Source organism: Lysinibacillus sp. JNUCC-52 (assembly GCF_015999545.1).
In the GTDB taxonomy this organism is placed as follows: Bacteria; Bacillota; Bacilli; order Bacillales_A; family Planococcaceae; genus Lysinibacillus.
In genome coordinates this window covers 1,661,529-1,681,452 of sequence record NZ_CP065546.1, presented here as the reverse complement: position 1 = coordinate 1,681,452, position 19,924 = coordinate 1,661,529, and the positions used below count along the sequence as shown (strand labels likewise).

Sequence of the window (19,924 nt, the reverse complement as noted above, 5' to 3'; positions counted from 1 at the left end):
GGAAATGGGGAAACACTTTGAGCAAAGGGGAACAACAGCATAATAATGTATTGAAACGCTCTATGAAGAGTCGACATTTATTGATGCTATCACTAGGTGGAGTGATTGGGACAGGGTTATTTTTAAATGTAGGTTATACAATCAATCAAGCAGGCCCTGGTGGCGCATTAATTGGCTATTTGTTTGGCGGTTTTATTTTATATATGGTAATGAACTGTTTAGGAGAATTGGCAGTGTATATGCCTGTAACAGGCTCTTTCCAAACATATGCAACACGTTTTATTAGTCCCTCAGCAGGCTTTTCTTTAGGATGGATGTACTTTGTAGGTTCTGCCGCCACCGCAGGGGTGGAGTTTACCGCAGCAGGGATATTAATGCAACATTGGTTCCCAAATGTACCTATTTGGATATGGTGTGCGGTCTTCATGGTGCTTTTGTTTACATTAAACGCCTTAACAACGAAAGGTTTTGCAGAGGCAGAGTTCTGGTTTGCGAGCATTAAAGTAGTTGCCGTAATTGCCTTTATTATTATTGGTGCCGCTGCAATATTTGGCTGGATCCCTCTGGCTGATCGTCCAGCTCCGCATTTAACAAATTTAGCACCGACAGGATTATTCCCTGCTGGTATCGCGATTATTTTTGTAACGATGATGAATGTTATTTTCTCTTATCAAGGCTCCGAGCTGGTAGGTATAGCTGCTGGTGAAACAGAAAATCCAGAGAAAAACATTCCAAGAGCAATACGGACAATCCTTTTTAGAATCATAGTATTTTATATTGCTTCAATTATTGTGCTTTCTGCGATTTTCCCATCATCTGAGCTTGGGCTACTGGAAAGTCCATTTGTAACATTGATGAAAATTGCTGGTGTACCATATGCAGCTGGCATAATGAACTTCGTTATTTTGACAGCAATATTATCTGTAGGAAATTCATGCCTTTATGCATCAACACGATTACTATGGTCGATGTCAAAAGAAGGAATGGCTCCAAAATACTTTGGACGTTTAACAAAAAACAAGGTGCCATTAAATGCGCTTATTTTCACTATGCTATTCTCGCTGCTATCTTTATTAACAAGTGTCATGGAAGCAGATGCAGTATTTGTGTTGCTCATGTCGATTGCGGGAATTTCGGTAACGATTTCTTGGATGGGTATTGCGATGTCCCAATTAATGTTCCGATATCGTTATGTTAAAGGGGGAGGCAATGTGGCAGATTTGAAATTTAAAACGCCACTATACCCGTTAATTCCACTATTTTGTATTGTCTTTTGTATCATTATTCTCGTGTTTTTAGCGTTCGATCCAACTCAACGAATCGGTTTACTATACGGTATAGGGTTCTTTATAGCTTGTCTGCTATTTTATAAACTGAAATTGAGTAAAGTAAGTACAGTTTCTTCAGAAATTGAGGAGACGGCAAAAATAAATTCATAATGAAATGCTCCTGATATAGGAAAAGCATTTATCGAATAAAGGAGATTTTAAATATGAGTAAATATTTATGGAATACGCCGAAAAATCTTCGGGCATTATTATGTGAAATTGTTAGCTGGGAAAGCAGAACATTAACACCAGGCGAAAATGAATTTGCCTATAAATTAAGAGACACATTGCAAACGCTTTCTTATTTTCAAGACAATCCTAACTATATAGAACTACATGATGCAGGGCTAGGTCGCCATGCGGTAACAGCATTGTACAAGCATCCGACGGCAACAGAAACGGTAGTGCTTATTAGTCACTTTGATACTGTTCATACGGAGGAATATGGAGAGCTTGAGCCATTTGCTTGTCGCCCAGAAGAATTAACGAGCAAACTAATGGAGCCAAAATATAAAAAAGATTTACCAGAAGCGGCAAGAATAGATTTAGAATCGGGCAATTATTTATTTGGTCGTGGAACAATGGATATGAAAATGGGACTTGCATTGCATATGCAATTGATAGAGAAAGCAAGTATTGAACAATGGCCTATCAATCTTATTTTAACAGCGGTACCAGATGAAGAAGTGAACTCAGCTGGTATGCGTGCAGCAGTAGTTGAGCTAGTCAGACTACGTGAACAATATGGGTTAACCTATAAGTTATTTTTAAATAGTGAGCCATCGTTCTCGCAAGGACCTTCGGATATAAATGAATATATTTATTCGGGTACAATAGGGAAAATTATGCCAGCAGCTTTATTTTATGGGAAAGAAACGCATGTAGGTGAACCGTTAAAAGGCATGACAGCCAACTATATTGCATCCTATATGACGCAGCATATGGAATGGAATCCAGTGTTCAGTGAAACGGATTTAGGCGAAAGCACACCACTCCCTGTATCATTACAATTAAAAGATTTAAAAATGGAGTATTCGACACAAACACCATATCGTGCAGCTGCGCTTTACAATGTATTTTTGTTGAAGCGTACAGCAACAGAGGTAATGGAAATTTTTGAACAAGTCGCATTGGAGGCAATGGCCGCTTGTAACACGCAATATAATAAAATTTGTGCGCGTGAAAAAGTGCAAGGTGTTGGTGAAGTAAGAGTACTTCGATACGAAACAGTGTTAGAGCATGCCATAAATAAACTTGGTGCTGAAGAAGTGAACCACATTAAAAAGCAAGTTATAGAAAATACATCGTGGGATGATCGTGAAAAATCGATTCGTATTGTCGATCAATTAATGATTCGATGTCAGGAGCTAACACCAGCAACTGTGCTGTTGTATGCACCACCATATTATCCTGCAATCAATTCATCAGATCATCCGCTAGTAAAGGAATCTATCGAATTAATGAAGAAAACAGCTAAAACGTTTGATATTGAAATTGAGCAAATTCATTATTTCAATGGTATTTGTGATTTAAGTTATGTAAATTACACAGATGACTCAAACGGTTGGACTGCATTTGAGCGAAACACGCCTGTTTATGGTGAGACGTATAGTATTCCATTTGAAGCGATGGCTGACTTGCAAGGACCCGTGCTAAATGTTGGCCCATTCGGCAAAGACGCACATCAAAAGACGGAACGGTTACATGTGGATAGCGCATTTAAAGAAATGCCTGTTATGATTGAAACATTAATTAAAAGCTTATATTGATAATTTGATCCACAAAACGGAGATGGCGGTGTCCTATGGCAGTGCCAGGCACTCAAACAATTTACGCCTGAAGCTGATGTATAATTACATCAGCTTTTTTTATGCTTGGAAAAGATATTCGATGAATAGTAGTTTGAATAGGTTTCGACAGAATAACTTCAGGCAAAGCTAGAGGTAAGAGTAGATAAACATAAGTTCAAAACAAATAGTGTGAACGATGAAGATTGGAATGAATCGCTAAAAACGTTGACACAAAGCGCTTTCAAGGCAACTTAGGTTGCCTAATGTATACCCAAAGTGGTACAATAGAATTTAGTCAAAAAGAGCCAAGGGGGCATTTCTATGTCAATTGAATTAAATAACGAATTCGGCCAAATTGATATTTCAACTGATGTACTAGCACAGATTGCTGGTGGCGCTGCTATAGAATGCTACGGTATTGTTGGCATGGCATCAAAACATCAAATTCGTGATGGTCTAACTGATATTTTACGTAAAGAGAACTTTGCAAAAGGTGTTGTAATTCGACAACAAGAAGAAGATTTACATATTGATATGTACATTATTGTTAGTTACGGGACTAAAATTTCGGAAGTTGCTTATCAAGTACAATCGAAAGTGAAATATACAGTAGATAAAACATTAGGTATGAGCGTAAAATCTGTCAATATCTTTGTGCAGGGCGTTCGTGTAGCGAATGAGTAAGAGGAGGAACAAAATCGAATGCAGTCTTTAGACGGATTAAAATTTGCTGAAATGGTGCAAATGGGTGCCCATCACCTATATCAAAATGCAAATTATGTAGATTCTTTAAATGTATTTCCAGTACCAGATGGGGATACAGGGACAAACATGAACTTATCGATGACATCTGGTGCAAAAGAAACGGAACTACAAGCATCAGAACATATTGGTAAAACGGCACAAGCTTTATCTAAAGGGTTACTAATGGGCGCACGTGGGAATTCGGGTGTAATTTTATCACAACTTTTCCGAGGTTTTGGAAAATTTGTGGAAAAAGATGCAGCGGTTGATGCAAAAGCTTTCGCTGGTGCATTTCAAGCTGGTGTAGATACTGCTTATAAAGCGGTGATGAAGCCAGTTGAAGGAACAATCTTAACGGTTGCGCGTGAAGCAGCAAAAAAAGGTGTTGAAGTTGCTGAAAGTGAAAACGATATCATCGCTGTAATGGAAGCATTTACTGAAGAAGCAAAGGCTTCACTACAGCGTACACCTGACCTTTTACCTGTCTTAAAAGAAGTGGGTGTAGTAGATAGTGGCGGTCAAGGATTGCTATTTGTTTATGAAGGTTTTTTAGCTTCTTTAAAGGGAGAGCCTTTACCGAAAAAAAATGATGCAACATTAGACGATTTAATTAATGCAGAACATCATAGAGCACAAGATTTTATGAATACAGCTGATATTGAATTTGGCTATTGTACGGAAATTATGGTTCGTTTGGAAGAAGGAAAAGAGCCATTTAGTGAGGAGCAATTCCGTAATGAATTAAATCCACTAGGCGATTCTTTACTTGTTATTTCAGATGAAGAAATTGCTAAAGTGCATATTCATTCAGAGCAACCAGGTGCAGTTTTAGCGATGGGGCAAAAATACGGAAGTCTTATTAAAATTAAAGTTGATAATATGCGCGAGCAACATTCAGCTATTGTGGGTGAAGATCACAAAGCATCTACTCCAGCGAAAAAAGCTGAGAAGCATCCATATGCCATTGTAACGATTGCAATGGGAGAAGGTGTAGCTGAATTGTTACGCTCAATCGGCGCTTCTTATGTTATTGAAGGCGGCCAAACGATGAATCCTTCAACTGAAGACATTGTGAAAGCTGTTCAGGAAATTGGCGCAGAAAAAGTACTCATTTTACCGAACAATAAAAATATTGTAATGGCAGCAGAACAAGCTGTAGAGCTATTGGATATTGAAGCAGCAGTTGTAGCAACAAAAACTATTCCTCAAGGGATGGCAGCCATTCTTTCATTTAATCCAGAAGCGACTGTTGAGAATAACCAAGCAACAATGACAGAAGCATTTGCTCATGTAAAAACAGGCCAAGTAACTTATGCAGTGCGTGATACGTCTATCGATGGCGTAGAAATTCATAAAGACGATTTTATGGCACTTGCTGAAGGGAAAATTGTGCTATCTACACCAGCATTAAAAGATGCTGCTGAGAAAGTAATTACGGATTTAGTAGATGCGAATACTGAAATCGTTACGGTTATTTATGGAGCAGATACTTCTGAAGAAAATGCCTCTGAATTAATCCAATTTATCGAAAACAACTATCCAGATGTAGAAGTGGAGTTATTTAACGGTAAACAAGGATTATACCCATATATTATTTCGGTAGAATAATGTAAGGTGATTGAGTTAACAAGTAGGCGAAGCAGTGCACAATGTGTGTACTGCTTTTGTTTATGGTAAAAGGAATACAACGTGTAGAAAATTACTTGAATGAAACAAAATAGATAGTTTTGTGTATTTCTACAGAGGACAGATGTTTTGAAAATACTGGAATATCAGCATGTTGGAAAGAGTGTGTTTATAGAATGGACAAAGAAGAAATAATATAAATACGTTATAAATTATAGTCGTGTTAATTTTCTGAAAGTTGATAAAGTAGTGCTTTACTTTTATAGTAACTATCAAGCATGATATAAGTAAATTATAAATTATTATACGAATAGAATAGAGGGGTGTGCTTGTATGAAGTTTACATCGGTTTTTGATATTATTGGACCCGTTATGATTGGTCCATCTTCTTCTCATACAGCAGGTGCAGCGCGTATTGGACGTGTAGCAAGAGATTTATTTGGTAGACAACCGAAATGGGTGAAAATTCATCTTTATGGATCATTTGCTGAAACGTATAGAGGGCATGGGACAGATGTAGCGATAATTGGTGGTTTATTAGATTTTGATACATTTGATGAACGAATAAAAACGGCATTTGAACATGCAGAAAAAGCTGGATTGGAATATGAGTTTATTCCAGAAACAGCGAATACAGAGCATCCGAACACAGCTAGACTAGTGTTTGGTGATGATGAAGGAGAAATGTCTATTGTCGGCATTTCAATTGGTGGCGGAAAAATTGAAGTAAGCGAGGTCAATGGCTTCAAACTTCGTTTAACAGGTGGTATGCCAGCCATTCTTGTTGTTCACGATGATCGTGCTGGCTGTATTGCTAATGTTGCGAATTGCTTAGCGATGCACAATGTCAATATTGGGCATATGGAGGTTTCCCGTATTGAACGTGGTTTAACGGCACTCATGGTCATTGAGATTGATCAAAATATTGAGGAAAAAGTACTTCAGCAAATTTCATTAATACCACATATTACGAAAGTGTCGAGAATTAATAACTAGGGGGGTGTCTCTATGGAAGTGTTATTCCATAATGTACGTGAGCTTGTGGAACGAGCAGAACAGGAAGAAAAGCTAATTTCTGAGCTTATGATTGAGCAGGAAATGTTAATAAGTGGACGAACTCGAGAAGAAATTATGCAACAGATGGACCAAAACTTAACGGTGATGGAGGAAGCGGTTGAGCGAGGCTTAAAAGGTGTGCAGTCTGTAACCGGCTTAACGGGTGGAGACGCCGTACTAATACAAAATTATATTGCACAAGGTAAATCGCTATCAGGCGATTTATTATTAGATGCTGTTAGTAAAGCCGTAGCAACGAATGAAGTAAACGCTGCAATGGGTACAATTTGTGCAACGCCTACAGCGGGTTCAGCGGGAGTCGTGCCAGGTACTTTATTTGCGGTGAAAAATAAGCTAAATCCAACGCGTGAACAAATGATTCGATATTTATTTACTTCAGGTGCATTTGGCTTTGTTGTAGCAAATAATGCTTCCATTTCAGGTGCCGCTGGTGGATGTCAGGCGGAAGTTGGGTCAGCTGCTGGTATGGCTGCGGCTGCAATCGTGGAGATGGCAGGTGGTACGCCACAGCAATGTTCAGAAGCATTCGCTATTACATTGAAAAATATGCTTGGCCTTGTTTGTGATCCAGTAGCTGGATTAGTTGAGGTGCCTTGTGTTAAACGAAATGCGATGGGTGCAGCAAACTCACTTGTTGCAGCAGATATGGCGCTAGCAGGTGTAACGAGTCGTATTCCGTGCGATGAAGTTATTGGTGCGATGTATCGTATTGGTCAGTCGATGAGCCCGAATTTAAAGGAAACAGCACGTGGTGGCTTAGCAGCAACACCGACAGGTAAAGCAATCAGCAATGCTATTCTTAATAATGGTGATCTACAAAGTATACTAAAAGCAAAATTAGCAGTAGAGTAAGGCTCAAAAATGATTGAAAAGAGGAAGTGTTAGATTGATTGCAATAATCAATCTAACACTTTTTTGTTATAGATAAAATTTAACAGAGAGTACTCTGTTGGTGGCGGACATCGTGAATCGCCGGTAACCCCGAAGAATTCGCCGATAGAAGCCCGTGAATCGCCGGTAACCCCGAAGAAACCGCCGATAGAGGTCCGTGAATCGCCGGTAACCCCGAAGAAACCGCCGATAGAAGCCCGTGAATCGCCGGTTACCCTGAAGAATTCTCCGAATAGAAGCCTAGTCAATCGACTTTTTAGTTCGCTATCGACAGTTATTTTCGTTTGCATTCAAAATAATATGTATTTGTGACATTGTTGTAAATTTTTAAAATGACTTCGCCACCGATTTCATAACATCGAGAACTTGCTGTATTTATTTCTTTCGTATGAAAGTAACTTGTTGCATGTACTAAAAAGGAAATGCCGAGCAAAAGTATAGCGACTAGCCACATAATGCTATTAAGATGCGTTTTTATAGTCAAAGTCATATGAACCTCCCTGTAGTTAGAATTATTTCCTGCACTATTTTTAATTATATTTCCAATATTAACTATTTATGATTTAATTTTCAAATAAACGACAGTGTACCGCCATTTCCTAGTCATTGGGACGACACGAATTAAAAGTTTTATGATAAAGTTGACAAGAGAAGTGCTGTATATAGGCAATATAATACTAACAATCTATAAAAGATAACGAGGATTTGAATAGAAGGGAGGTAGGCTCTTTTGAGTAACAAAAGTTTAAGAATGTACTCGATGACAGCAACAGTATGCGAATGGACGTTATTTGAAGGGGCTGATATGAAAGGTGACTGAATTAACCAGTCCTGTCTCTGAATTAAAAGGAGTTGGGAAAGAAACTGCTGCGCATTTAGAAACATTAGGTATTGAGACGATACAAGATTTGTTGTGGACTTTCCCGCATCGACATGAGGATTTTCGCTTAAAGGATTTAGCACAAACACCTCATAATGAGCGTGTTACTGTTGAATGTAAAGTAGAACGTGAGCCGACAGTGTTATTTTTAGGACGAAATAAATCTCGCTTGCAAGTGACTGTACTCGCTGGCCGTCATCTTGTGAAGGTAGTGTTTTTCAATCAAAACTATTTAAAGCAAAAGCTAATACCAGGTACTATTGTGACAGTGACGGGGAAATGGGATAGAGGTAGACAAGTAATTAATGGTACGACGGTCACATTTGGTCCGAAAATAGACCAAGTAGATTTTGAACCTGTTTATAGTCTCAAAGGTTTAATTCCGCAAAAACGTTTTCGCAAATATATGCGACAAGTGTTAGATGATTTTGGCGCAGAATTACCTGATGCAATTCCGCAACATTTGCAAGCAGCTTATAAGCTTGTCTCAATTCGCGATGGTCTTGAAGGTATTCATTTTCCGCAAGATGCTGAACACGCTAAACAAGCAAGAAGACGATTTGCTTATGAAGAATTATTAAACTTTCAACTTCGTATTCAAGCGTTACGAAAAATACGTAAGGATAATGAACGGGGGACAGTTATACAATTTGACTTGCAAAAGGTACGGGCATTTATCGCTTCACTTCCATACGAATTAACAGGAGCACAAAAGCGAGTTGTCAATGAAATTTGTAAGGATTTAAAAGAACCGCATCGGATGAATCGTTTGCTACAAGGGGATGTTGGTTCGGGAAAAACGGTAGTTGCGGCAATTTGTTTATATGCCGCTGTGACTGCAGGGTTTCAAGGAGCGTTAATGGCACCAACTGAAATTTTAGCCGAACAACATGCGGAAAACTTACTTGCTTGGTTCGAGCCATTTGGAGTCCGTGTAGCGTTATTGTCGGGCTCAACAAAAACAAAGGAGCGACGTCTATTATTAGCTGCACTTGCAGCTGGTGAAATAGATATTGTAATAGGAACGCATGCACTTATACAGCCAGATGTAATTTTTAATAGACTAGGCTTTGTTATAACGGACGAACAGCATCGCTTTGGCGTAGAACAACGGAGAATTTTACGTGATAAAGGGGAAAATCCTGATGTGCTCTTTATGACCGCTACGCCTATCCCTCGAACACTTTCGATTACAGCCTTTGGCGAAATGGATGTTTCGTTGATTGATGAAATGCCAGCAGGGCGTAAGGAAATTGAAACACATTGGATGAAAAAAGAACAACTTGGTTCTGTGTTGTCCAAATTAGAGCTAGAGCTTCAAGAGGGTAGACAGGCCTATGCTATTTGTCCATTAATCGAAGAATCGGATAAATTGGATGTCCAAAACGCAGTGGAAATTTATGAGCAGCTCGCATCGTATTTTAATGGACGTTATAAAGTTGGTTTAATGCATGGTCGCTTACCAGCGGATGAAAAAGATGCTGTGATGCGTGACTTTAGTGAAGGAGAAATACAAGTTTTAGTATCTACGACTGTTGTTGAAGTCGGAGTAAATGTGCCGAATGCAACGTTTATGGTTGTATATGATGCAGAACGATTTGGACTAGCACAGCTACATCAGCTGCGAGGTCGTGTAGGGCGTGGTGAGCACCAATCTTACTGTGTGTTAATCGCTGATCCTAAATCTGATGAAGGTAAAGAGCGGATGCAGTCTATGACTGAAACAAATGATGGCTTCCGACTTGCAGAAAAAGATTTAGAGCTACGTGGACCAGGTGATTTCTTTGGACGGAAGCAAAGTGGCTTACCTGATTTTAAAGTTGCGGATTTAGTACATGATTATAGGACGCTTGAGACGGCTCGAAAAGATGCAACTGAAATGATTGAAACAGAGGCATTTTGGCATGATGAAACGTATCAATTTTTACGTGATATGCTTGAGAAGTCTGGTGTTCTACAAGGTGAACGTTTTGATTAGTATAATTACGTGTTGTACGACAAGGAATGCGAGTGCTTGTTTTTGAAAACAAGTCTTGCATTCTTTTTTTATACTCTATATACTGATATTAGTACCAAGTGCTAATAACAACTCAAAAGGTGGCGAATGACGTTGAGACGAACGAAAAAAGAGCGACAGCGATTATTATCTGAAACGATTGCGGAAAACCCATTCGTCACAGATGAACAATTAGCGTCGGAGTTTCAGGTAAGTGTACAAACAATTCGTTTAGATCGCATGGAACTAGCAATTCCAGAATTGCGAGAACGAATTAAAGATGTAGCTTCGAAAACATATGAAAATGAAGTAAAATCATTACCGATTGATGAAGTCATCGGTGAAATTATTGATATAGAACTAGATAATCGTGCAATATCTATATTTGATGTAAAAGAAGAGCATGTATTTCAGCGCAATGGCATCGCGCGTGGACATCATTTATTTGCCCAGGCAAACTCATTAGCTGTAGCGGTTATAGATGATGAGCTTGCTTTAACAGTGCACTCCAATATTACATTTGTGAAACCTGTTAAAGCAGGAAATCGTGTTATAACTAAGGCGGTCGTTGTCGGAAGAGATGATGAACGCCATCGTACAAAAGTTGAGATTATATCGACTGTGAATGGTGAAACTGTTTTTGTTGGTGAATTTGATATGTACCGCACGAAAGGTAAGGGTGAATAAGTATGAAATTAGCACTTGATGGAATGGGTGGCGACAATGCACCGAAATCAGTAGTGGAAGGTGCATTATTAGCATTAGAACAAATTCCAAATTTGGAAATACAATTATATGGACAGCAAGAAAAGCTCGACCCATTTTTAAAAATGCACGATCGCTTAACAGTTATCCATTGTGAAGAAGTGGTTGAAGGGACAGATGATCCTGCACGTGCTGTACGACGTAAAAAGGATTCATCAATGGCGAAAATGATGGATGCGGTTGAAGAAGGTACAGCAGACGCTTGCCTTTCAGCTGGCAATACAGGCGCACTAATGGCAGGCGGTTTGTTTAAAGTAGGTCGTATCGAAGGAATTGCGCGACCAGCTTTAGCAACGACATTACCGACGCTTGATGGTAAAGGCTTTTTAATGCTCGACCTAGGTGCCAATGCGGACGCACGACCAGAGCATTTACTGCAATATGCAATTATGGGTGATATTTACGCTAAAAAAGTAGGCGGTCTACAAAAGCCTCGTATTGGATTGTTAAATATCGGGACTGAAGATAAAAAAGGAAATGATTTAACGAAGGCTGCTTTTGAATTACTAAAAGAAGCCGACTTAAATTTTGTCGGCAATGTCGAAGCGCGTGATTTACTCGATGGGGTCGCTGATGTTGTTGTAACAGATGGATTTACGGGCAATATGGTGCTAAAGTCGATTGAGGGAACAGCAGGCGCATTATTTAAGATGTTAAAAGAGGCATTTATGTCTTCTACAAAAACAAAAATTTCAGCAGCACTTATGAAGAATAATTTACGTGACTTGAAAAATAAAATGGACTACACAGAGTATGGCGGGGCAGGTTTGTTTGGTTTGCAAGCGCCTGTTATTAAAGCGCATGGATCATCGAATGCAAAAGCAATCTTTAGTGCAATACGTCAAGCGAATACGATGGTAGAGCATACGGTTATTTCAACGATAACAGATACAGTACGTCACTTAGAAATTGACTAACAAAGGGGATTAATAAGAAATGACGAAAATCGCATTTATATTTCCAGGCCAAGGCTCTCAAGCGGTTGGTATGGGCCAAGAATTTGTAAGCAACTCACAAGAAAGTAAAGCCTTTTACGAAAGTGCTAATAAAACACTTGGTTTTGACTTATCTAAATTAATGCTAGAGGGACCTGCTGAAGAATTAACACTAACATATCATGCACAGCCAGCGTTATTAACGACAGGTGTTATGGTCGCTGAGAAATTACGCGCTGCAGGTATTACACCGAATTTTGCAGCTGGTCACTCACTTGGAGAATATGGTGCATTAGTTATTGCAGGGGTTTTATCGTTTGAGGATGCTGTTGCAATTGTTCATAAACGAGGTTTATTTATGAACGAAGCTGTGCCAGCAGGGCAAGGGGCTATGGCTGCTATTCTTGGTATGGAGCTAGATGCATTGCATGAAGTGACTGAAAAAGTAACAGCTGATGGCGATGTAGTACAAGTTGCAAACGTCAACTGTCCAGGACAAATCGTTATTTCTGGAACAAAAGAAGGCGTTGACAAGGCTTCAGTTGCCGCTAAAGAAGCGGGCGCTAAACGTGCTATTCCATTAGTTGTAAGTGGACCTTTCCATTCAGAATTAATGCGACCTTCATCTAGTAAATTACAGGAAACATTAGCAGATATTACTTTATCGGCACCGCAAATTCCAGTAATCGGCAACGTTAAAGCTAAAGAATTGTCAGATGTGCCAGCTATTCAACAAGAATTAGTGGAACAGGTATATAGTGCAGTACAATGGGAAGCATCAGTACGTGAAATGATTGCGCAAGGTGTCGATGTATTTATCGAGTGTGGACCTGGCAAAGTGCTAAGTGGCTTAGTAAAGAAAGTAGATCGTTCAGTGGCAACGTATTGTGTATATGATGAAGCTTCATTAGAAGCAGTATTAGAAGCGTCGAAGGAGTGGACAATCAATGCGTAAATTAGAAGGGAAAGTTGCAGTTGTAACAGGTGCTTCACGAGGAATTGGACGTGCAATTGCGTTAAAGCTTGCTGATGAAGGTGCAAAGGTAGTTGTAAACTATAGTGGCTCACAAGCAAAAGCGGAAGAAGTTGTGGCGGCAATTCAAGCAAATGGTGGTGAGGCGCTTGCAGTACAGGCAAGTGTTTCAAAAACAGAAGAAGTTACTGCTCTGATGGATGCTGCAGTTAAAACATTTGGCTCACTTGATATTTTAGTGAATAATGCAGGTATTACACGCGATAATTTATTAATGCGAATGAAGGAAGAAGAATGGGACGATGTTCTTAATACTAACTTAAAAGGTGTATTCCTTTGTACAAAAGCTGTTACTCGTCAAATGATGAAGCAACGTGCAGGACGTATTATTAATATTTCTTCTATCGTTGGTGTAGCAGGTAATGCTGGGCAAGCTAACTATGTAGCAGCAAAAGCGGGCGTAATTGGCTTAACAAAAACAACTGCTAAGGAACTTGCATCACGTAATATTTTAGTGAATGCAATTGCACCAGGCTTTATTGAAACAGAAATGACTGAACAGCTTCCAGAAGAGATAAAACAAGGTATGCTTACGCAAATTCCACTTGCTAAACTTGGGCAACCAGAGGATATTGCAAAAGCCGTTGCGTTTTTAGCTTCGGATGAAGCAAACTATATGACGGGTCAAACGCTACATATTGACGGCGGCATGGTGATGTAATATTATGCTATAGCATAAATATAAAATTTTTGTATAATCATTTGAGGGGAGGTGAAAGTTTTGACTACAGTATTAGAACGCGTAACAAAAGTAATCGTGGACCGTTTAGGTGTTGAAGAAAGTGAAGTAACATTAGAAGCTTCTTTCCGTGATGATTTAGGTGCTGACTCATTAGACGTTGTTGAGCTTGTTATGGAGCTTGAAGACGAATTCGATATGGAAATTTCTGATGAAGATGCTGAAAAAATCTCAACAGTAGGTTCTGCTATTTCATACATCGAAGGTAAAATTAACTAATCGCCTCTGGCAGATGTTACAGATTTCGATTGCAACCTTTTAAGATTGCATAATAAAAATCTGATTTCATTGAATACTTTCATCAAAGCATAATCGTTTATGCTTTGATGTATTTTAAAGGTACGAAATGGTTCGTTTTTCGAACGATTTGCGTGCCTTTTTTTATTTTTGTAAAAAAATTACGTTAAAACTTCCAAAACATTGTATTTTAGCCGAAATACTTTTGCATAAATGCCTTGAAAAAGGTACACTAAGACGGTAGAAACTATTAGGAAGGCAGATTGTTCAATGGCTATGAGAAGAAAAGGAAATATGCAGAAATCAGGCGTACTTCCTGAAAAGGTACGCAATCAATTCGAGCTGTTACAGCATGAATTAAATATCACATTTATTAATAAAAATTTATTGTATCAAGCATTCACGCATTCATCTTATGTGAATGAGCATCGCCGTAAATTGTTTACGGATAATGAGCGTCTCGAATTTTTAGGTGACGCAGTACTTGAACTATCTGTTTCTAAATACCTTTTTGAGAAATACCCGCATATGAGCGAGGGTGAATTAACAAAACTCCGCGCATCGATCGTTTGTGAGCCATCACTTGTTATTTTTGCAAATGAGTTGGGCTTTGGTCGCTTTGTATTGCTTGGAAAAGGTGAGGAGTTAACAGGAGGACGGGAACGCCCAGCGCTACTTGCAGATGTTTTTGAATCATTTGTAGGTGCCCTTTATTTAGATCAGGATTTGCAAACGGTCGTGACATTTTTAGAACGAATCGTGTTCCCAAAAGTAGAAGTCGGTGCTTTTTCGCATGTGATGGATTTTAAAAGCCAGTTACAAGAAATGGTACAGCAAACAAACAACGGTCTTCTTCATTATGAGATTATCGATGAAAAGGGCCCAGCGCATAACCGTACCTTTGTATCGAGCGTATTATTAAATGGACAAGAGCTTGGTATCGGTCGAGGGAAATCGAAAAAAGAAGCTGAACAACAAGCAGCACAATGCGCTATGCGTATGATGCGTGAGCATTCTGCTAAAGAGGAGGCTTAATAGATGTTCCTAAAACGACTCGAAGTGATTGGCTTTAAATCTTTTGCGGAGCGCATTGGTATTGATTTTGTACCAGGTGTTACAGCTGTTGTTGGACCTAATGGCAGTGGGAAAAGTAATGTAACTGATGCTATTCGTTGGGTACTCGGGGAGCAATCGGCAAAGTCGTTGCGTGGGGCAAAAATGGAAGATGTTATTTTTGCTGGGAGTGACTCTCGAAAGCCACTAAACTTTGCAGAGGTAACATTAATTTTAGATAATACTGATGAACAGCTTGCTTTTTCGTACACAGAGGTAAGCGTAACAAGACGCGTATACCGTTCAGGTGATAGTGAATATTTATTAAATAACCAGCAGTGTCGCCTGAAGGATATTACGGACTTGTTTATGGACTCAGGACTTGGGAAAGAGGCTTTCTCGATAATTTCCCAAGGCCGTGTCGATGAAATTTTAAATAGCCGTCCTGACGACCGTCGCTCTATATTTGAAGAGGCGGCTGGTGTATTAAAATACAAGCTACGAAAGAAAAAAGCTGAGCATAAACTTGTAGAAACAGATGAAAACTTATACCGTGTTTTAGATATTTTGCATGAGTTAGATAGCCGTTTGGAGCCTTTGCAAATACAAGCTTCTAGTGCAAGAGATTATGTGCAAATGTCCACGGAGCTAAAAGATTTTGATATTGCGATTCTTGTGCACGATTTAAAAAATTGTGCACAATCTTTGCATGCATTGAAAGAAGAATATACGCAGTTAGCTGAAACAGAGCAAAAACATGCTAGTAATATTCAAGCTTTTGAAACCCAATCTGCTGCAATTCGTAAACATTTAAAAGAGCTTGATGTTGTATTGGATGCGGCACAATCAGAGCTTGTCGATGCCACAATGGAAATGGAGCGTTGGGATGGTCGTAAAGCTTTAATGGCTGAGAAGCGACAAAATGCAACGAATCAATTACAGCAGTTGAATGCATCATTGCAAGAAGCGAAAAGTGAAGTAGAAGATCTAACGGCACAGGAGCTTGAGAAAAAACAGTTGTTTACTGAAAAGCAACAGGAAGTCTCAACTTTAAAGCAAATTATTAAACAATTAGAACAATCATTAAATCGTTCGGTTACAGAAATAGAACAAGAAATTGAAGGGCATAAAAACCGTTATATCGATTCGTTAAATGAAGAAGCAACAGTAAAAAATGAACTAAAAAATATTGATCAACAACTATCGCAACAAAAAGCAATGGCCGCGCGTATGACAGACCAAACGGATGAAATTGGGCAAGAGCTTATTGAAGTTGTCACAGAGAAAGAGTCACTTGTTGGTACACATATAGCAACGACAACGGAGCTGCAAAAAAAGCTAGAGCAATATGAAGCGTTACAAATTCAATTTAAAAATGTGAATAGTTCTTTTAACGAAAAGCAGGAAATGCTATACAAAGCTTATCAGCATCAGCAACAGTTAAAAGCTAGAAAAGACACATTAGCAGAGCTAGAAGCAGACTTTTCAGGCTTCTTCCACGGCGTTAAAGAAGTATTATTAGCTCGTGACAAAGGTGAATTATTTGGCATTGAAGGTGCAGTGGCAGAATTAATTCAGGTCGATGGGAAGTATTCACAAGCGATTGAAACAGCTTTAGGTGCTGCATCACAGCATATTGTGACGTCGAATGAACAGAACGCTCAACAGGCCATCAAGTGGTTAAAACAAAAAAGAGCTGGCCGAGCGACATTTTTACCGAAAACGGTCATGAAATCACGCAAAATAAATTTATCTTCGATTCAGCTTGCAACGGAGCATCCTGCATTCGTGCAAATGGCAGATGCACTTGTGACATTTGATGAAAATTATCGCTCTATCGTAGAAAATTTACTTGGCAATGTGATCGTGGCATCAAATTTAGAAGGTGCTAGTCAAATAGCACGTTTATGTGGTTTCCGTTATCGTGTAGTAACACTCGAAGGAGATATTGTTAATGCTGGCGGTTCTTTAACAGGTGGTGCTGCAAAACAACAATCTTCGTTATTTACGAGAAAAGCGGAGTTAGATGGTTTAATTGCCAAACTCGAAGCGCTAGAGACATCGATTTATAGCGCAGAGCAGGCTGTAGCAACGGAAAAGGAAACATTGTCATCGTTGCGAGAAACATTGGAACAATTAAAACTTGAAGGCGATCAGTTACGTAAAGAAGAGATGCAACAGGCAAGTCGTATTCGGGAATTAGAAGTTGTTGAAAAAAGCTTGTCAGCCCGAGTGTCATTTGCCTCCAATGAAACGCTGGATGTTAAGACACGTGAAGAATCACTGCTTGCTCAAAAGGAAGCAGCAACGCTACGTTTAGCAGCTCTTGCATTAGAGTTAGTGGAGATTAATGAAACGGTAGAGCAACTAGGTAAAGTGAAATTACAAAGTGAAACGGAAAAGGATGTTCTTCGTGAACAAACTGCTGAAAAACGTTCACAATTGGCGGTAATGCAGGAACAAATGTCCCAAGTACAAATTGCAACTGCAGAACTTGCGCTACAGTTAAACAAAGCTCGACAAAAAGTCGACAATATTTCTCAGGAAATAATATGGCTTCAATCTGATGAATCGACAAAATTGTTGAGTGATGAAGAGGTAGAGGCACAAGTTGCTACGTGGAAGGCTAGAAGAGAAACATTACAAGTTACAATTTCACAGAAAAAAGATGAAAAAGCAGCCCAACAACAAGAGCTAGCAACGTTAGAAGAGCAGCTAAAGGAATTGCAACGTATACATAAAGGCTTCATAGAAGCAATACGTGCGAATGAATTGAAGCGAAGCCGCGTAGAATTTGAGATGAATAATTATAATGATCAGCTCGAAGAAAACTATCAACTAACGTTTGAGGAAGCAATGGAAGTCGCTTTATCAATTGAAGATGAAGAGCATATGAGACGTCGTGTCAAGCTATTGAAAAAATCTATTGAAGAATTAGGTCCTGTGAATTTAAGTGCGATTGATGAATTTGAGCGTGTCCAAGAGCGTCATTCTTTTTTAACAGAGCAGCGTGAAGATTTACTTGCAGCGCAAGACACGTTACACGAAGCGATTAAAGAAATGGATGAAGAAATGACACTGCGCTTTAGTGAGACGTTTTTTGCCATTCGAGAGCAATTCAAACTTGTTTTCCGCGAATTATTTGGTGGTGGTCAGGCGGATTTAGTATTATTAGATCCAAACAATATGCTTGAAACGGGCATTGAAATTGTTGCCCAACCTCCTGGGAAGAAGCTGCAAAACTTAAGCTTGCTTTCTGGTGGTGAACGTGCACTTACTGCAATTGCTTTACTATTCTCGATTTTAAATATAAGACCTGTGCCGTTCTGTATTCTCGATGAAGTAGAAGCGGCATTAGACGAGGCAAATGTTGTTCGATACAGCGAATACTTGAAGAAGTTTAGTCGCAATACCCAATTTATTGTCATTACACATCGTAAAGGTACAATGGAGGGGGCTGACGTACTGTATGGTATTACGATGCAGGAATCAGGTGTATCAAAACTTGTATCAGTAAAATTAGAAGATGAACCCGTACTTGCGGAGCAAAGGAGCGAACAAGCATGAGTTTTTTTAAACGTTTAAAAGATAAGTTGGTTGGAAATCCAACAGAAGAAGAAAAAGTAGAATCGATAGGCGAAGAGCAATCAGCCGATTTACAGCATGAAGACACAGCAGAACCTGCTCTACTTGAAACATCTAACGTAGAAGTAGAAGAAAAGCAAGAGCAATCAACAAATGAAGACATTGCTGTTGTAGAGACTACCAATGTAGTAGAGGAAGAAAAAGTGGAAGAAGTGCAGGAAATTGCTGTTGTAGAGGAAGTAGTATCTGAAAAAAAACCTTCTGCGTGGTCCATTACACAAAAATTTAAAGCAGGTCTTGAAAAAACACGTAATTCATTTACTTCTAAGGTCAATGATTTAGTTGCACGTTATCGTAAAGTAGACGAAGATTTCTTTGAAGAGCTAGAAGATTTATTATTACAAGCAGACGTTGGCTTTGAAACAGTGATGGAACTTATGGATAAACTACGCTTCGAGGTTCAACGTAAAAATATTAAAGATACAAACGGTATCCAAACCATTATTTCTGAGAAACTTGTGGAAATTTATGAGCAAGGTGAAGAAGATTTAATTGAACTAAATATGCAACCTAATGGTGAGCTAACTGTTATTTTATTTGTTGGCGTAAACGGTGTTGGGAAAACAACAACAATTGGCAAATTGGCACGTCGTCTTAAATCAGAAGGAAAAACGGTCGTATTAGCAGCGGGAGATACGTTCCGTGCAGGTGCGATTGATCAATTACAAGTGTGGGGAGACCGTGTTGGCTGTGAAGTGATTAAGCAGTCTGAAGGCTCGGATCCAGCAGCAGTCATGTATGATGCAATACGCGCAGCGAAAAATCGTAAAGCGGACGTTTTAATTTGTGATACTGCGGGTCGCCTACAAAACAAAGTGAACTTAATGAACGAGTTAGAAAAAGTACATCGTGTTATTTCGCGGGAAATACCAGATGCGCCACATGAGGTATTGTTAGCATTAGATGCGACTACTGGTCAAAATGCGCTTGTGCAGGCACAAACGTTTAAAGAAGTAACAAACGTAACGGGTATTGTCTTGACGAAACTTGATGGGACTGCAAAAGGTGGTATTGTGCTAGCCATTCGAAATAAATTGCATATTCCTGTGAAATTCGTTGGTCTAGGTGAAAAGATGGACGATCTACAGCCATTTGATGCAGAACGTTATGTATATGGCTTGTTTGCAGAAGGCTTAGATAAAGAGCTAGAAAATAGCGAAGAATAATAATAGCAATTTGTAGTGG

At 39.2% G+C, this 19,924-nt stretch carries 16 protein-coding genes; 15 read left to right on the top strand and 1 reads right to left on the bottom strand.

Features of this window, described 5'->3' with window-relative positions; translation table 11 throughout:
- Positions 1 to 62 precede the first annotated feature (62 nt).
- The 6 genes from JNUCC52_RS08680 to sdaAA all read left to right on the top strand — a co-directional run bounded on the left by JNUCC52_RS08680 (position 63) and on the right by sdaAA (position 7,417).
- Positions 63 to 1,439, top strand: a complete 1,377-nt coding sequence (locus JNUCC52_RS08680; RefSeq protein WP_173477795.1) for an amino acid permease — start codon at positions 63 to 65, stop codon at positions 1,437 to 1,439.
- Between the two features lie 53 nt (positions 1,440 to 1,492).
- Positions 1,493 to 3,097, top strand: coding sequence for a M20/M25/M40 family metallo-hydrolase (locus JNUCC52_RS08675; RefSeq protein WP_337981920.1), 1,605 nt, complete (start codon positions 1,493 to 1,495; stop codon positions 3,095 to 3,097).
- A 342-nt stretch (positions 3,098 to 3,439) separates the two neighbouring features.
- Complete coding sequence (locus tag JNUCC52_RS08670) at positions 3,440 to 3,802, top strand: Asp23/Gls24 family envelope stress response protein (RefSeq protein WP_024362072.1); 363 nt, start codon at positions 3,440 to 3,442, stop codon at positions 3,800 to 3,802.
- Between the two features lie 18 nt (positions 3,803 to 3,820).
- On the top strand, positions 3,821 to 5,470 hold the full coding sequence (locus JNUCC52_RS08665) for a DAK2 domain-containing protein (protein ID WP_173477793.1): 1,650 nt from the start codon (positions 3,821 to 3,823) through the stop codon (positions 5,468 to 5,470).
- 351 nt (positions 5,471 to 5,821) lie between these two features.
- Positions 5,822 to 6,484, top strand: coding sequence for an L-serine ammonia-lyase, iron-sulfur-dependent subunit beta (gene sdaAB / locus JNUCC52_RS08660; RefSeq protein ID WP_173477792.1), 663 nt, complete (start codon positions 5,822 to 5,824; stop codon positions 6,482 to 6,484).
- A 12-nt stretch (positions 6,485 to 6,496) separates the two neighbouring features.
- Complete coding sequence (gene sdaAA / locus JNUCC52_RS08655; RefSeq protein ID WP_173477791.1) at positions 6,497 to 7,417, top strand: L-serine ammonia-lyase, iron-sulfur-dependent, subunit alpha; 921 nt, start codon at positions 6,497 to 6,499, stop codon at positions 7,415 to 7,417.
- A 313-nt stretch (positions 7,418 to 7,730) separates the two neighbouring features.
- Here the strand turns inward: sdaAA and JNUCC52_RS08650 are convergent, their stop codons facing one another.
- A complete protein-coding gene (locus JNUCC52_RS08650; RefSeq protein WP_337981919.1) occupies positions 7,731 to 7,946 on the bottom strand; it encodes a hypothetical protein in 216 nt (71 codons plus the stop codon).
- A gap of 322 nt (positions 7,947 to 8,268) precedes the next feature.
- Between JNUCC52_RS08650 and recG the strand changes: the two genes are divergently transcribed.
- The 9 genes from recG (at position 8,269) to ftsY (ending at position 19,905) form a co-directional block, all read left to right on the top strand.
- The gene (recG, locus tag JNUCC52_RS08645; RefSeq protein ID WP_337981918.1) at positions 8,269 to 10,314 is read left to right on the top strand and encodes an ATP-dependent DNA helicase RecG; all 2,046 of its coding nucleotides are present in this window, start codon (positions 8,269 to 8,271) and stop codon (positions 10,312 to 10,314) included.
- 132 nt (positions 10,315 to 10,446) lie between these two features.
- A complete protein-coding gene (fapR, locus tag JNUCC52_RS08640; RefSeq protein ID WP_173477788.1) occupies positions 10,447 to 11,019 on the top strand; it encodes a transcription factor FapR in 573 nt (190 codons plus the stop codon).
- A gap of 2 nt (positions 11,020 to 11,021) precedes the next feature.
- On the top strand, positions 11,022 to 12,014 hold the full coding sequence (plsX, locus tag JNUCC52_RS08635) for a phosphate acyltransferase PlsX (RefSeq protein ID WP_173477787.1): 993 nt from the start codon (positions 11,022 to 11,024) through the stop codon (positions 12,012 to 12,014).
- 19 nt (positions 12,015 to 12,033) lie between these two features.
- Entirely contained in the window at positions 12,034 to 12,987 is a 954-nt protein-coding gene (gene fabD, locus JNUCC52_RS08630; RefSeq protein WP_173477786.1) for an ACP S-malonyltransferase, read from the top strand.
- On the top strand, positions 12,980 to 13,726 hold the full coding sequence (gene fabG, locus JNUCC52_RS08625) for a 3-oxoacyl-[acyl-carrier-protein] reductase (RefSeq protein ID WP_173477785.1): 747 nt from the start codon (positions 12,980 to 12,982) through the stop codon (positions 13,724 to 13,726). The genes fabD and fabG overlap by 8 nt, the downstream gene beginning before the upstream one ends.
- Positions 13,727 to 13,786: 60 nt before the next feature.
- A complete protein-coding gene (acpP, locus tag JNUCC52_RS08620; RefSeq protein ID WP_024362063.1) occupies positions 13,787 to 14,023 on the top strand; it encodes an acyl carrier protein in 237 nt (78 codons plus the stop codon).
- Positions 14,024 to 14,311: 288 nt separating this feature from the next.
- Positions 14,312 to 15,076: a ribonuclease III gene (gene rnc / locus JNUCC52_RS08615; RefSeq protein WP_370635700.1), complete on the top strand. Its 765-nt coding sequence runs from the start codon at positions 14,312 to 14,314 to the stop codon at positions 15,074 to 15,076.
- Between the two features lie 3 nt (positions 15,077 to 15,079).
- A complete protein-coding gene (smc, locus tag JNUCC52_RS08610; RefSeq protein WP_337981917.1) occupies positions 15,080 to 18,661 on the top strand; it encodes a chromosome segregation protein SMC in 3,582 nt (1,193 codons plus the stop codon).
- The gene (ftsY, locus tag JNUCC52_RS08605; protein ID WP_337981916.1) at positions 18,658 to 19,905 is read left to right on the top strand and encodes a signal recognition particle-docking protein FtsY; all 1,248 of its coding nucleotides are present in this window, start codon (positions 18,658 to 18,660) and stop codon (positions 19,903 to 19,905) included. The genes smc and ftsY overlap by 4 nt, the downstream gene beginning before the upstream one ends.
- Positions 19,906 to 19,924: the final 19 nt, after the last annotated feature.